13 protein-coding genes are annotated in these 13137 nt (G+C 69.2%); 5 read left to right on the plus strand and 8 right to left on the minus strand.

The window, feature by feature from the left end:
• Positions 1-127: 127 nt before the first annotated feature.
• From ACT3SP_RS04470 to ACT3SP_RS04485, 4 genes are all read right to left on the minus strand, one after another.
• A complete protein-coding gene (locus ACT3SP_RS04470) occupies positions 128-583 on the minus strand; it encodes an RpiB/LacA/LacB family sugar-phosphate isomerase (RefSeq protein ID WP_444586040.1) in 456 nt (151 codons plus the stop codon).
• Positions 580-1512, minus strand: coding sequence for a ribokinase (locus ACT3SP_RS04475; RefSeq protein ID WP_444586041.1), 933 nt, complete (start codon positions 1510-1512; stop codon positions 580-582). Before ACT3SP_RS04475 ends, ACT3SP_RS04470 begins: the two co-directional genes overlap by 4 nt.
• Entirely contained in the window at positions 1509-2501 is a 993-nt protein-coding gene (locus ACT3SP_RS04480) for a LacI family DNA-binding transcriptional regulator (protein ID WP_444586042.1), read from the minus strand. Before ACT3SP_RS04480 ends, ACT3SP_RS04475 begins: the two co-directional genes overlap by 4 nt.
• Positions 2502-2689: 188 nt before the next feature.
• On the minus strand, positions 2690-3346 hold the full coding sequence (locus ACT3SP_RS04485) for a class I SAM-dependent methyltransferase (protein WP_444586043.1): 657 nt from the start codon (positions 3344-3346) through the stop codon (positions 2690-2692).
• A 174-nt stretch (positions 3347-3520) separates the two neighbouring features.
• Between ACT3SP_RS04485 and ACT3SP_RS04490 the strand changes: the two genes are divergently transcribed.
• From ACT3SP_RS04490 to ACT3SP_RS04500, 3 genes are all read left to right on the plus strand, one after another.
• A complete protein-coding gene (locus ACT3SP_RS04490) occupies positions 3521-4762 on the plus strand; it encodes an MFS transporter (RefSeq protein WP_444586044.1) in 1242 nt (413 codons plus the stop codon).
• Complete coding sequence (locus ACT3SP_RS04495; protein WP_444586045.1) at positions 4762-5439, plus strand: MerR family transcriptional regulator; 678 nt, start codon at positions 4762-4764, stop codon at positions 5437-5439. Before ACT3SP_RS04490 ends, ACT3SP_RS04495 begins: the two co-directional genes overlap by 1 nt.
• 94 nt (positions 5440-5533) lie before the next feature.
• Entirely contained in the window at positions 5534-6853 is a 1320-nt protein-coding gene (locus tag ACT3SP_RS04500) for an acyltransferase family protein (RefSeq protein WP_444586046.1), read from the plus strand.
• Positions 6854-6862: 9 nt separating this feature from the next.
• On the opposite strand, the gene ACT3SP_RS04505 is transcribed toward ACT3SP_RS04500, so the two are convergent.
• The 4 genes from ACT3SP_RS04505 to ACT3SP_RS04520 all read right to left on the minus strand — a co-directional run bounded on the left by ACT3SP_RS04505 (position 6863) and on the right by ACT3SP_RS04520 (position 12350).
• Positions 6863-10003, minus strand: coding sequence for a DUF3427 domain-containing protein (locus tag ACT3SP_RS04505; RefSeq protein ID WP_444586047.1), 3141 nt, complete (start codon positions 10001-10003; stop codon positions 6863-6865).
• Positions 10003-10407 carry a (deoxy)nucleoside triphosphate pyrophosphohydrolase gene (locus tag ACT3SP_RS04510; RefSeq protein ID WP_444586048.1) on the minus strand — a complete coding sequence of 135 codons (405 nt, stop codon included), beginning with the start codon at positions 10405-10407 and terminating at the stop codon, positions 10003-10005. Before ACT3SP_RS04510 ends, ACT3SP_RS04505 begins: the two co-directional genes overlap by 1 nt.
• 117 nt (positions 10408-10524) lie before the next feature.
• On the minus strand, positions 10525-11823 hold the full coding sequence (codB, locus tag ACT3SP_RS04515; protein ID WP_444586049.1) for a cytosine permease: 1299 nt from the start codon (positions 11821-11823) through the stop codon (positions 10525-10527).
• On the minus strand, positions 11820-12350 hold the full coding sequence (locus ACT3SP_RS04520) for a nucleoside deaminase (protein WP_444586050.1): 531 nt from the start codon (positions 12348-12350) through the stop codon (positions 11820-11822). Before ACT3SP_RS04520 ends, codB begins: the two co-directional genes overlap by 4 nt.
• Positions 12351-12516: 166 nt before the next feature.
• Here ACT3SP_RS04520 and ACT3SP_RS04525 point away from each other — a divergent pair, with 166 nt between their 5' ends.
• A complete protein-coding gene (locus ACT3SP_RS04525; RefSeq protein ID WP_444586051.1) occupies positions 12517-12693 on the plus strand; it encodes a hypothetical protein in 177 nt (58 codons plus the stop codon).
• Positions 12694-12762: 69 nt separating this feature from the next.
• A complete protein-coding gene (locus ACT3SP_RS04530) occupies positions 12763-13014 on the plus strand; it encodes a hypothetical protein (protein ID WP_444586052.1) in 252 nt (83 codons plus the stop codon).
• Positions 13015-13137 lie beyond the last annotated feature (123 nt).

Consider the following 13137-nt stretch of genomic DNA (forward strand, 5'->3'; position numbering starts at 1 on the left):
GAGCCCGGCGTGGTCTGCTGAATAGTGCAGCGAACCTGATTCAGGGCGTGAAGGGGTAGGGAACTGACGGAACCTCGATGGGATGCGGGGCACCGTCGATGGCGAAGTGTGTGGTTGGGGGCCGTTCTCAGGCAGTCGCGGGACGTTGGTCGAGGGCGTTGAGCTTGCTGACGCGACGGTTGGTGTCCTCGTCGTCGTCAAAGGTCGCTTCGAGGAACTCGTGGAGGATGCCTCGGACGAGGGCTCTGGGGACGAGCCAGGCGCCCATGGCGATCGCGTTGGCGTCGTCATGCTCGACGGCTTGGTGGGCGGAATACGGCTCGTGCGCAAGACCACAACGGATACCAGGCAGCTTGTTGGCTGCCATGATGGCGCCCTGACCGGTCCCGCAGACGAGCACTGCGCGGTCAGCGTCGCCACGCTGGACCACCTCGCAGGTCGCACGGGTGATGTCCGGGAAGTCCACGGCCTCCGTACTGTCGGTTCCGCAGTCGATGACTTGGTGTCCGAAGGTTTCGATGATGCTTCTGACTTCGGCCTTCAAGGGGTATCCCGCGTGATCGGCGCCGAGGGAGATGATCATTCAGTGGTCCTTTCCGTGTTTCGAGTTCGGGTGACCTCGCAGAGGGAGGGGATGGAGGCGGCGGCACCAGGGCGGGTGACTGCCAAGGAGCCTGCGAGCGAGGCAGCTCTGAGTTGCTCGGACAAGGGTGCGCGGCGTGCGAGGCCGGCGGCGAGATATCCGACGAAGGTGTCGCCCGCCGCAGTCGTATCCACGGCGCGGACGGCTCGCGCGGACTCCCTGCCCGAAGCCCCGCCGACCTTGTATGCAGCACCGTCGGCTCCGAGCGTGCAGACCACGTCAGTGTCCAGGTGTTCCGCGACGGCGTGGATCTGGGCTTCTACCGCCGAGGGAGGCATCGCAAGCACCGAAGCGATCGCGGCGAGCTCGTGCTCATTGACGATGAGCAGATCCACTTCGGTGATTAGTTCTTCAATGGACTCGGGCGCCGGGGCCGCGTTCCAGACCACGGTCGCCCCGGCGGTGCGGGCGGCCTGTGCGGCCAGACGCGATGTTGCCGTCGGGATCTCGTTCTGCAGCAGGATCACGTCCCCCGCGGTAAGCGTGGAGCAGGCTCCGTGCACGGTCTCGTCCGGGATCCGGTGGTTCGCGCCGGACACCACAATGATCGAGTTCTCCCCGCCGTCATCGACCAGGACGATGGCCTTGCCACTGGCGACGTCATCACGTTGGACTAGATGCTCGGTCTCGATGCCGTCGGCGTGCAGCGCTTCCAGGATCCACGGTGCACTGTCTCTTCCGAACGCACCGACGAACCGGACTGTTGCGCTGGCACGGGCGCTCGCCACGGCCTGGTTGGCACCCTTCCCTCCCAGCGCGGTCACCAGGGAATGAGCGCTGACGGTTTCTCCAGGAACGGGATGACGAGTCACTCGAACGGAATCGTCGACGTTGACGCTGCCGATGACGGTGATGGAAGACGCGCTCACCTGGGGGCTCCCGCTCGGTCGACGAAGGTCGTGGGGACGCGGGTGGAGGAAGCCTTGTTGCCTCTGATCAGCTCGACGAGCCCGGCGACGCCCAGACGACCGATCGAATGCGCGTCGTTGCGGACGGCGCTGATCGGCGGATCCGAGAACTCGAACCATTCGAGGTCGTCGAAGGAGACCAGTTCGATTCTCGAGGCGGCGTCGACACCGAGCCGATCGCGCAGCGCGCGGAAGGCGCCGACGGTGGTCGGGCCGTTCGCGCCGAAGACGGCGGTGGGGCGCACCCCTCGGTCCAGGATCCTCAGCATTGCAACTGCAGCACCTTCGGCAAGGAAGTCGCCGGAGTCGACGAGTGCGTCATCTGTGCTGATCCCGTGGGTCTCTCGACCGGCCAGATACGCCTTCATCCGTTCTGCACCAGTGGAGATCGTGGAGGGGCCGCCGACGAAGGCGACGTCACGGTGTTGCCTCCTCTGCAGCCAGTCCAGGACCGAGGCAACGCCTTCGACGTCGTCGGTGCCGATCATCGGCGCGTCGAGTCCCTCGAGAGTTCGATTCAAGAGGACCAACGGCAGACCGGTCGCCGAGAGTCTGGAAACTTCAGCTGACAGTTCCCCCTGGGGAGCGAGGAGAAGCCCGTCGATGCGCTGAGAGGCGAAGATGCGCAGGTACTCGTCGACCTGGTTCTGGTCCTCGTTAGCGTTCGCCAAGAGCACGGTAAATCCAAGGCGACGGGCTTCTTGCTCCGCAGCGTGCGCGAGCTTCGCGAAGAACTCATTACGGATGTCCGAGACGACCAGCCCCAGCACGTCGGTTCGCGAGCGGCGCAGGGATCGTGCGGGGCCGTTGGTGATGTAGTTCAACGCGGAGGCGGCAGCGAGCACCCGGGTGCGGGAGTCCTGCGATGTCTGCGGACTGCCACTGAGGACGCGCGATGCCGTCCCCAGGGAGACACCAGCCTTCGCTGCGACTTCCTTGATCGTTGCCATGCTCTCACTCCCTCGTGGAAACGTTTCCATAATGGAAACGATTCCAGGCTAGGTCAGGGAGAGGTGGGGCGCAAGGTGACTGCAGCAGGGCGGCGCGAGCAGTGCGGGCATAGCGGGACGTCGTCGCAGGTGACGGGCTCAGGCGAGTCCGAAGATTTTTCGCACCGCGGGCTGCAGCGGAGCCGAGGTCAGCGCCGCCGCACCACCACCACCGCGTCCAGGTGCTCCCCGGGCGTGCCATCCGGACCGAGGGCCGTGCGCGGGCGATCCTCCGCGATCAGCACCTCCCACGCGTCCCCGGGCAGCGCCAGCTGCTGGACCTCCTCACGCGCACCGAGCATGTCCGCGCGGTGATGGTCCGCCCAGGACGGCGGGGCGGCGTGGGAGACACTCACCAGGTGCCCGCCGGGGCGCAACGCCGCGGCGGCGCGACGCAGGATGTCGGTGCGCTCGAGCGCAACGTCGGACTGGAAGAACGAGGCGGTGACCAGGTCTGCCGAGTCGGGAACCGGCTGCCAGACCTCGAGGTCGGCGGCCTCGAAGCATGCCCCGTCGAGTCCGCGCGCGCTCGCCTCCTCCCGGGCGCGGCCGACGGCGGTGGCGGAGATGTCGAGGCCGTGGGCCCGCCAGCCCTGCTCTGCCAGCCACAGCACGTCCCCACCCTCACCGCAGCCCAGGTCGATCGCGTCCCCGGGGGCGAGGTCCGCGAGGACGGCGGCGAGGGTGGCGTTGACCTTGCCGGACCACATCGCGTCCGCTTCGGCGTAGCGCTGCTCCCAGTGCTCGGCGGAGGAGAGGTGCTCGGAGGGGACGGACGGGTGCGGAGCGTGTCGGTGCGCGGTCATGGCAGGAGCCTGGCAGACCCCTCGCCCCGAGGGAGGGCGCATGCCGAGCACGCCGCTGCGGGGGCCGAGGAGTTGCGCGGGGAGCACGGGCGCGAGACGCCCGCCACGCCGGAGCGGCGACGGGGCAGGCCCGCCCTTGACCCTGACGCGTTGTCAGGGTCTTGACTCCGAGGCATGACCCGCATCGTCCTCCCGTACCTCGCCTCCTACGGCGCCTCGCTGCTCGGCAACTCGGTCACCGCGATCGCGCTGCCGCTGCTGGTGCTGTTTACCACCGGCAGCCCGCTCGGCGCCGGAGCAGTGGCGATCGCCGCCGCCGTCCCCTCCGCTCTCGCCGGGCTGCTGATGGGCTCCCTGGTGGACCGCATCAACCGCCGCACTGCCGCGATCCTCGCCGACGTCATCTCCGCCCTCGCCCTGGTGATGCTGCCGATCATCGACCACACGACCGGCCTGTCGCTGGGCTGGTTCATCGCCATCGCGGTGCTGAACTCGTTCGGGGACGTCCCCGGGATCACCGCCCGCGAGGCGATGCTTCCATCCCTCGCCCGCGCCGCCGGCATCGAGGCATCCCGCCTGATCGGGCTGCGCGAGTCGCTCGGCGGGGTGGCGCTGCTGCTCGGCCCTGCAGCGGCCGGGCTGCTGGTCGCCACCCTCGAGCCCGTCTCGGTGATGTGGGCGACCGCCGGGATCGCGGCGCTCGCCGCTCTGCTCACCCTGCTCGTGCCGGCCCGCGCTGCCGCCCACGACCGCACCGTGGAGGGTGGGGCGGCCGACGGCCCGGCCGACACCTCGCGCGGGGTCCGCGCGAGCACCGGCGCGATGCTCCACGGCCTCGGCCTCATCGCCCGCACCCCACTGCTGCGCGCCCTGGTGCTGCTGATGCTCGCCCTCGCGGTGGTGCTCGCCGCGTTCCAGGGCATGGTGATCCCGGTGCACTTCGCGTTCCGCGGCGAGGGGGCGTCGGTCGGCTTCGTGCTCAGCGCCCTGGCCGCCGGGATGCTGGTAGGCGGCGGAGCGTTCGCCGTGGCCGGTGCCCGACTGCCGCGGAGGGTCTGGCTGATCGCCGGGATCCTGGTGATCGCGGTGGGACTGGTGGTGCTCGCTACGCTGGGCTCCACGGGGATCGTCCTCACCGGTGCGGCGATCGTGGGCCTGGGCAGCGGGGCCATGAACGCGGTGGTGGGGCTGACCTTCGTGGAGGCCGTCGACGAGGGCCGACGGGGCACCGTGCTCGGCGCCCAGAACGCGATCATGACCCTGGTGCCCGCCGCGGGCATCGGCCTGGCCTCCGTGCTCATCGAGCTGGGCAGCGTGGAGCGCACCGCGGCGGTGCTCGCCGGGCTGTGGCTGCTCACCGTCCTCGCCGCCCTGTTCACCCCGCGCCTGCGCCGACTCGGAACGGAGGGACCCTGATGCGCATCGCCGAACTCGCCGACCTCGCGGGCGTCAGCGTCCGCACCCTCCGCTACTACCACCAGACCGGCGCCCTGCCGGAGCCGCCGCGACGCGCCAACGGCTACCGCGACTACTCGGCCGATCACCTCGTCACGGTGCTGCGGATCCGCCAGCTGACCGGGTCCGGGCTCTCCCTCGCTGCGGCCGGGGAGCTCGCCGCCGACCCCGCCCCGACTGCGGACGACGAGGTGCTGGAGGCGGCCGACCGCGCCCTCGCCGCCCAGATCGCGGTGCTCACCGAACGCCGCGCACGCCTGGCTCGCGCGCGCGAGGGCGGGCACGTGGGATTGTCCCGCGAGGCGGCGGCACTGAGCCTCGCGGCGACGGACCTCTCCCCGGCGATCCTGCTGGCCCATCTGTACCGCGACCACGAACCGTTCCATCGCCTGGTCGAGGCGCTGCACGATCCCGAGCGGCGCGGGGCGCTGACCGCGCTTCAGCAGCGCTTCGACGCGATCGACGCGGACACCCCCGAGGCGGAGCTCGCGGAGATCACGGCTCAGGTGCAAGATCTGTTCGCCGGGATCAGCGAGGAGCTCCCGCCGCTGACCCCCACCCAGATGCGTCTGCTGCTCGAGCTCTCCGAGCGGGACCTCACCGCGCCGCAGCGGGACTTCCTGCGACGCCAGGGGTGAGAGGCTCCTGCTCCGGTACAGTGCGGCCACCACCAGCGGACCTCGTGGCCCGGCTTCCCGGCCTGCGGCGGCGGACGACGAAGGGAGACGCCCCGTGACCACCACCGGCCAGGGCCGCGCCGAGAAGGTCGATGCCGCGACCCCCGCGAGCCGCAACCGCGTCGTCGACTTCCTGCGCGCCGCCGCGATCACCGTGGTGGTGCTCGGGCACTGGACGATCATCGCGGTCGACGCCGACGGCGGCATCCAGCCCCACGGCGTGCTCGACGGTGCGGCCTGGACCCATCCGCTCACCTGGGTGTTCCAGGTGATGCCGATCTTCTTCCTGGTGGGCGGGTACTCCAATGCCCTGTCCTGGCGCTCCGCGAGGCGCAAGGACGTCGGCTACGCCGAATGGCTGCGCACGAGACTGCGACGCCTCGGCATCCCGCTTGTCCCGCTGCTGCTGGCCTGGTTGGTAATCGGGGTGGTCGCCTCCCTGGCCGGCGCCGACCTCGCCGCCGTGCAGCTCGCCTCGCAGATGGCGCTCATCCCCACCTGGTTCCTCGCCGCGTACCTGATGGTGATCGTGGTGGCACCGCCCTGCCTGCTGCTCTGGGAGCGATTCGGCTGGTTCTCCATCGTGGGCGGGATCCTGCTGGCCGGAGCAGTGGACGCGATCAGCATCGCCGCGGACCAGCCGCTGCTCGGCTACCCGAACTACCTGCTGGTGTGGGCGGCGTTCCACCAGGTCGGCTATGCCTGGCTCGACGGCCGCCTCGCCGGGAACAGCAAGCGCCTGCTGCTGGCCGCGATCGGCCTGGTGGGCCTGCTGGCACTGGTGACGCTGGGCCCCTACCCGGTCTCCATGATCACCGCCGGCACCGACGAGATCTCCAACTCGAGCCCCACCCGGATCACGATGGCGTTCCTGGGCATGTTGCAGGCCGGGCTGGTGCTCTCCCTCGAGAAGCCGCTCACCGTGCTGCTGGCCCGGCCCCGGCTGTGGTTCGTCACCGTGCTGGTGAACCAACGGATCATGACCTGGTTCCTATGGCACCTCACCGTCATGGTGGGACTCGCCCACCTGCTGCTGGCCTTCGATGTCCGAGCACTGCTGCCCGAGCCGCTGAGCGGCGTGTGGTGGGCGACCCGCCCGCTGTGGGCCCTGGTGCTGCTGGTGCTGACCGGAGTGGTGGTGCTGGTGATGGGGCGGTTCGAGACGCCCCGGCCCGACGAACGCCCGGCGCCGCCGGTGTGGAAGCCGCTCGCTGCCGTGGTGTGCGTCGTCGCAGGACTTGCCGTGATGGCGTCTGTGGGCGTGGTGGGGGAGAGCGGCGTCTACTGGTGGTGGCCGCTGCTGCCGGTCGTGGGGATGTGGGGGTTCGGGGTGGTGCGGTTAACGGGTCGAGAAGCGGCCAACGGGCTGGTCTAACGCGTTCGTTTACGCCACGGCCCGCGCTTCCATGAAGAGCTCTGCCGGCATCGACCGGTCCAACTTCCACACGATTTGCATCGGCCGTGACCCCGTCGCGTGCTGGAAGTGCACCGTCCCCAGGCAGGTGTACGGCTCGGTCCCGATGTCGCCCGTCTTCGCACGCCGCACGAAGAGGACCACGCTTGATCCGCGCGAGGCATGGTTGATGTACCGCTGGCCTGTGCGGCTCTCCACGCTCGTGGTGCTCTGCGACTCCCAGTGGAAGAGGTCCTGGTTGATTGCAAAGTCGCGATACATGGTGGTGGGGGAGTAGTCCGCTTCGGACTTTTTCAGCGTCACGAGCAGTGCGTCGACGCTCATGCTCGGCAGCCACTTCACTCCTTCGCGGATCGACCCAGGTGCGCCCGTGTCCAGGGTGCCGAGCCCCAGGCCAGCAAGCAGCTCCTCGCGCGAATATCGAGCGTGCGAACGTAGCGGCGACGCCGCGACGGAGCCTGTCAGTGCTTTCGGACGGACCCGGGACGATTGGTCCTGGTAGTCCAGCAGGTGAAGTAGCTCCTCCACCACGAGAGAATGAGCCCGGAGCTGCTCAAGCCCGGCGCGAATGGATCGCTCCCCGGAAGGCCAGAACGAGTACACGAGCATCGCGGCGTACAGATCGGACTCGACACCAGCCGGAAGTGTGAGAGACGAGAGAAGGCGTCGGTAAGCCTGGATCCGCTCGGGATCGTCAACGTGAGTGAGAGTGCCGACTCGGCGCAGGAGGGAGTCGGCTGACTCCGACCGGGCATCTCCTCGGTCGGCAGGGAAGGCCCAGTCCACGAGCGTCGACCAGCTCGCCGAACGCTTCTCCCCGCTCAGGCTGCGCGTACCCGGCCCGTAGATGTCCGCGACGGAACGCTCCGCCGCGTGGATGTAGGAGCCCAGAGCGTAGTCGCCAGGGGTGGCATCCTCTGGCTTGTGCTGGCGGACGTCCGCCACCAGGTCCCTGGTCGACAGCTTGAGCTGCCTCTTCACGTTCGAGAGCACGATCTCCTGCGCCACGCGATCGAAGACGATCTGCGTCCCCGGAGGGAGGAACGGGAAGCCGTCACGGATGCTGCGCTCGAGCTTGTTCCGGGAGAGCCCGGTGAGAGCGCGGTACTTCAGATCGAAGCGGAAGTTCGTGTGCTGGAGTCCGACGAAGTCGAGCACGGTCAGCACGGCCTTGTGCTCCGCTCGACGGAGGCCGCGCCCGAGCTGCTGAAGGAAGATCGTCGCCGACTGTGTGGGCCGCAGCATCAAGACGGTGTCGATCATGGGGATGTCGAGCCCTTCGTTGAAGAGGTCGACAGCGAATAAGCAGACGATCTCGCCGCGGCGTAGCTTCGCGAGGCCCTCCTGTCGTTCATCGGAGCCGGATGCGCCCGTGAGCGCCAGCGACGGGAGCCCAGCGCGGCGGAACACTTCCGCCATGTAATGCGCGTGCTCGACGCTGACGCAGAACCCGAGCGCCCGCATGCGGCTCGGGTCGGTGACCTTGTCGTGCAGTGCCTGGAGCACCTTGCCCGCTCGGGCGTCGTTGCCCGTGTAGAGGGAGTTCAGCTGGTCGATGTTGTATGCGCCTCGCGTGAACCGCACACCGCTGAGGTCCACGCCATCGGCCATGCCGAAGTAGTGGAAGGGGACGAGGAGGTCGGCGCTGAGCGCATCCCAGAGCCGCAGTTCGCTCGCCACGCGACCGTCGAAGAAGGCCTGCGCGACGTCCACCCCGTCGGCCCGTTCCGGCGTCGCCGTGAGTCCGAGCAGCTCGCGTGGGGTGAAGTAGTCGAGCACCTTGCGGTACGTCGCAGCTTCCGCGTGATGGAACTCGTCGATCACGATGATGTCGAAGTGGTCGCGGTCCCATCGCTCGAGCTCACCCGACTGCTGAAGCGACTGGATCGAGGCGAAGACGTGCCGTCGTCGGACGGGCTTGTGGCCCCCGACGAAGAGCTCACCGAACGCGCCGTCCTTGAGCACGTCGCGGTAGGTGCGCAGGGACTGCTCGAGGATCTCTTTGCGGTGCGCCACGAAGAGGATCGTCGGCTGGTCGGCGTCCGAAGCGCGCAGTCGCTTGTAGTCCAACGCGGCGACGACCGTCTTCCCAGTGCCGGTGGCGGCGACCAAGAGGTTTCTATGCCGTTCATGCACTTCGCGCTCGGCGGTGAGGTCGTCCAGCATCTCGATCTGGTGCGGGTATGGGCGCACATCGAGATGGCTGATCGACAGGCTCGCGGACGAGGCGCGGCCGCTGTTCTTCGCGAGGAGAGCATCGAGGTATTCGGCATCCTCGTCAGGGTCGTAGGGGGCGAACGCGGCATCGTCCCAGTACGTCTCGAAGGTGGATTCGAACTTGTCCACGAGGCTGGGCGTCGCCAAATGGGAGAGGCGCACGTTCCACTCCAGACCATCGACGAGTGCGGCGCGGCTCATGTTCGAGCTGCCCACGTACGCGGTGGTGTAGCCGCTGGACCGGTGGAACATCCACGCCTTGGCATGGAGGTGCGTGGACTGCGCGTCATAGTTCACCCGCACCTCGGCGTTCAGCGACCGCACGAAGTGGTCCAGGGCCTTGCGATCGGTCGCGCCGATATACGTCGTGGTGAGCACCCGAATCGGCACGCCGCGCTCGGCGGCCTCCCGCAGGGCGGACTCCAGCACACGGATCCCGCTCCACTGCACGAACGCGCACAGCAGATCGATGCGATCGGCGCTCGCCATCTCGAGGCGCAGCTCCGAGCCAAGCTGCGGATCCATGCGCGAGTTCGTGAAGAGCGCGACGTCGCTGAGCGGTGTCGAGGGGCGCGGCACCAGCGGCGTTTCCGGGGGTGTCACGGAAGTGAGGAGACACGGACCGGGGGAGACCGACGGATCCAGCGGAGCCTCCGGCAACGCCTGCAGCAACCGGTTCGCGAGAGCGAGGCGGGCGTCGCGAGGTGCCGCGATCAGCGCCTGCTCGACGGTCCGTGCGACGTGCTGCGTGAGGACGTGCGCAACGTCTGCGTCGTCCACGTCCTCCGTCGGCGTGAGGAATCCTTGCTCTTCCGTGCTCCGCACGGACTCCGCGAGCCCGGTGGTGAGGAGCAGTTCGTAGAGGCCGGGATCGAGCCTCTGCTTGCCCTCCATCACGCCCCCTCGACCTGGCGACGGAGAGCTGCGAGACGCTCCGGCAGGACCTCGATGAGGGGGACATCCCCGGGCGCCCATTCCAGCGAGGCGAGTTCACTGATCGGGATCCACTGCATCGCATCGTGGTCGCTGCTGGAGACGGGGTCGTCGCTCTCGAACTCTGCCGTATAGCAGGACAGTTCGATCTGCACACTGCCCACGTCACTCAGGCTGCGGTCGACGAACGAGCCGACAGCGACGTCAACGTTGAGCTCTTCCTGGATCTCTCTCCGCAGTGCGGCCTCGGGTGTCTCGCCCGCCTCAACCTTCCCGCCGGGGAACTCCCACAGGCCACCGGCACTGCGGTCGGCGTTGCGGCGGGCGGCGAACACCGTACCGTTGCGCTCGACGATGGCGCCCACGACTCGGATGACTGGACTCTTCACCGTGAACTTCCCTTCGCGCTGAGCCAACTTCGTTGATCGTACGGAGCGGCAGCGACGCGCGCAGGGAAAGCCGAAGGACGGGCCGGTTGAGGCTTACGCGGAGGTGGCCGCCTCGCGTTTGGCCTTCACCCCCAACCCCCACGCCCCCACCAGCGCCACCACGATCCCGTTCAGCGGCGCGATGCCTATCCCGAGCTCGTTCGACACCCACGCCACCAGGCACCCGAGCACGTACGGCACCAGCGCCTGCCAGCGCACCTTCTCGGTGAGTGTCGACAGGGCGGGCTGCCCGGAGCGCCAGCGGGCGATCCAGTCGCCGATGAGCACACCGCCGAGCGGCGGGATGAGCACGCCGAGCAGGCTCAGGTAGCCCACGATGTGCCCTTCCACGCCGGCCAGCGCCAGGACGGTGCCGATCGCGACACCGCCGATGATGAAGGGGCCCTTGCGGGTGGAGTTCGCGATCTCGGCCCCGGCGACGCCGAAGGCGTAGGCGGCGTCGGCATTGGACTTCCACAGGTTCCCGAACAGGAAGAACAGACCCCAGACGATCATGCCCATGCTCAGCAGCAGGGTCGTGAAGTCGCCCTCCCCGAAGGCGAGCGCGGAGACGGCGCCGAAGAACACCATCAGTCCATTGCCGATCACGAAGCCCATCGCGCAGGCGATCACGGCGTCGCGCCCCCGCTTCGCGAAGCGGGTCCAGTTCGCGGCCTGCGTGCCGGCGGAGGCGAAGGTGCCCACCACCGTCGTCACCGCCGCAGCCCAGGTCATCGACGTGGTGGGGGCGATGTCGAACAGGCCGCGCACCCCGCCCACCTCGGTGAGCGCGAGTCCGGTGATCCAGAAGGCGAGGATCAGGATCAGCGGGGTGGAGATCAGCGAGACCCAGTACATGCCCTCGTAGCCGTACAGGGCGGTGAGCATCATCAGCGCGGACACGCCGATCATCACCAGTCCCGGTGCCCAGGCGCTCTCCCAGCCGAAGGCGAGCGCGGTCATCTTCCCGATGGAGCCGACGGCGACCCCGTACCAACCGATCTGCGTGCCGCCCAGCAGCACGGAGACGACCTTGGAGCCTGCGGTGCCGAAGGTGTACCGCGACATGACCACGGTGGTCAGCCCCGTGCGGGCGCCGAGGAAGCCGATCGCGGCGACGTACGCGCCGAGCACCAGCGAGCCCACCAGCAGCACGGCCAGGAACTCGGAGAAGCGGAAGGCCGCGCCGATGCTCGCCCCGGCCATGAGGGTCGGCGCGAAGACGGTGAACCCGATCAGCACCACCGAGATCGAGACCACGCCCCGCCGCGCGGAGCGGGGGACGGGCGTGACGGGATAGTCGGGATCGACGGGCTCGGTGCCCGTCTCCTCGCGCAGCTCGGCCGCGGTCACCGGTCCGCGCCCTCGAGGTCGGCAGCGTCCGCGCCGTCGGCCTCCCCGCCCAGCTCGTCCGCCTCGACCCCGATGTCCTCGCTCCAGATCTCGGGCCGCTCGGCGATCATCCGCTCCATCAGCGCCACGCACTCGGGATCATCGAGCACGTCGACCACGACGCCCCGCTCGCGCAGCAGGTCCTCGGCCATCTCGAAGGTGCGGTTCTCGCCCACCACGATCCGTGGGATCTCGTAGAGCAGCGCGGTGCCGGAGCACATGATGCACGGGGACAGGGTCGTGTACAGCACGGACTCGCGGTACACGCTCGCGCGCAGCCGGCCGGCCTTTTCGATCGCGTCGGTCTCGCCGTGCAGGATCGCGGAGTCCTTCTGCACGCGCTGGTTGTGGCCGGCGGCGAGCACCTCCCCGTCGTGCACGAGCACGGCGCCGATCGGCACCCCGCCCTCGTCCCAGCTCGTCCTCGCCTGCTCGATCGCGAGGGCGAGGAAGCGGCGATCGTCCTCGGCGGTGGGGGTCCAGGTCATGGGGATGCTCCTGCTCTCGAGATGGGTCGCACGGCATCGTACGGCGCGCGGCGCGCAACGGCGCTCGACGGGCCCGTCGTGACCGAGCCGCGACACGCAGGGTGACCCTGCCCGGTCCGGGCCCCCAGGATTCGCCGCCCCGACGGCGCCGTGCTACGTATGGAGCATGGCCATCACCCGTCCCGTCCGCACCGCCACCGCCCTCGCCGCGCTCGTCCTCTCCCTCGCCGCCTGCACCGGCGCCGAGCAGGACCCGACGCCGAGCAGCGACGGCGGAGGCGCCGAGGCGAGCGACTCCGCGCCGGAGGCACCGCAGGGACCGTCCGACGAGGGCGGCGCGTAGCCGGGCCATGAGACCGGCACCCTGACGATCACCCACGACGGCGAGGAGACCGCCTTCACCCCCGAGGTCGTGCGCTGCACGGGGGAGCCCGGCACGATCCGCCACGTCACCCTCACCATGAAGGGCGACGAGCTCCCGCTCGTCGAGGTCACGCCCGGGGAGTTCGCGATGGTGAAGCTCGAGCGGGAGGGCGCGCCCGAGAAGAGCACCTCGGCCGCGGGCATCACCGCCCAGGACGGCGCGGTCGCCTTCGACGCCGCGGAGATCGGGGACGTCGTGGTCCACGGCACCGTCAACTGCGCGGAGGACGCGCAGGGCTGATCGCCCGGGCGGGACGCCGCCGCCATCGGCCGCGCGGTCTCCCGAGATCGCGCGAGCCCGGCCCCGCCGCTCCTGAGACCCCACATCACGAGAAGGTCACGGCCCCCTCTCGCACTTCGCCTC

Source organism: Brachybacterium sp. AOP43-C2-M15 (assembly GCF_052446295.1).
Lineage (GTDB): Bacteria > Actinomycetota > Actinomycetes > Actinomycetales > Dermabacteraceae > Brachybacterium.

Bases quoted from the DNA above. Each gene is read 5' to 3' on its own strand.
- ACT3SP_RS04525 (WP_444586051.1), top strand. From the start codon at position 12,517: ATGGCCATCACCCGTCCCGTCCGCACCGCCACCGCCCTCGCCGCGCTC.
- ACT3SP_RS04495 (WP_444586045.1), top strand. From the start codon at position 4,762: ATGCGCATCGCCGAACTCGCCGACCTCGCGGGCGTCAGCGTCCGCACC.
- ACT3SP_RS04505 (WP_444586047.1), bottom strand. From the start codon at position 10,003: ATGGAGGGCAAGCAGAGGCTCGATCCCGGCCTCTACGAACTGCTCCTC.
- ACT3SP_RS04480 (WP_444586042.1), bottom strand. From the start codon at position 2,501: ATGGCAACGATCAAGGAAGTCGCAGCGAAGGCTGGTGTCTCCCTGGGG.
- ACT3SP_RS04485 (WP_444586043.1), bottom strand. From the start codon at position 3,346: ATGACCGCGCACCGACACGCTCCGCACCCGTCCGTCCCCTCCGAGCAC.
- ACT3SP_RS04520 (WP_444586050.1), bottom strand. From the start codon at position 12,350: ATGACCTGGACCCCCACCGCCGAGGACGATCGCCGCTTCCTCGCCCTC.
- ACT3SP_RS04490 (WP_444586044.1), top strand. From the start codon at position 3,521: ATGACCCGCATCGTCCTCCCGTACCTCGCCTCCTACGGCGCCTCGCTG.
- ACT3SP_RS04470 (WP_444586040.1), bottom strand. From the start codon at position 583: ATGATCATCTCCCTCGGCGCCGATCACGCGGGATACCCCTTGAAGGCC.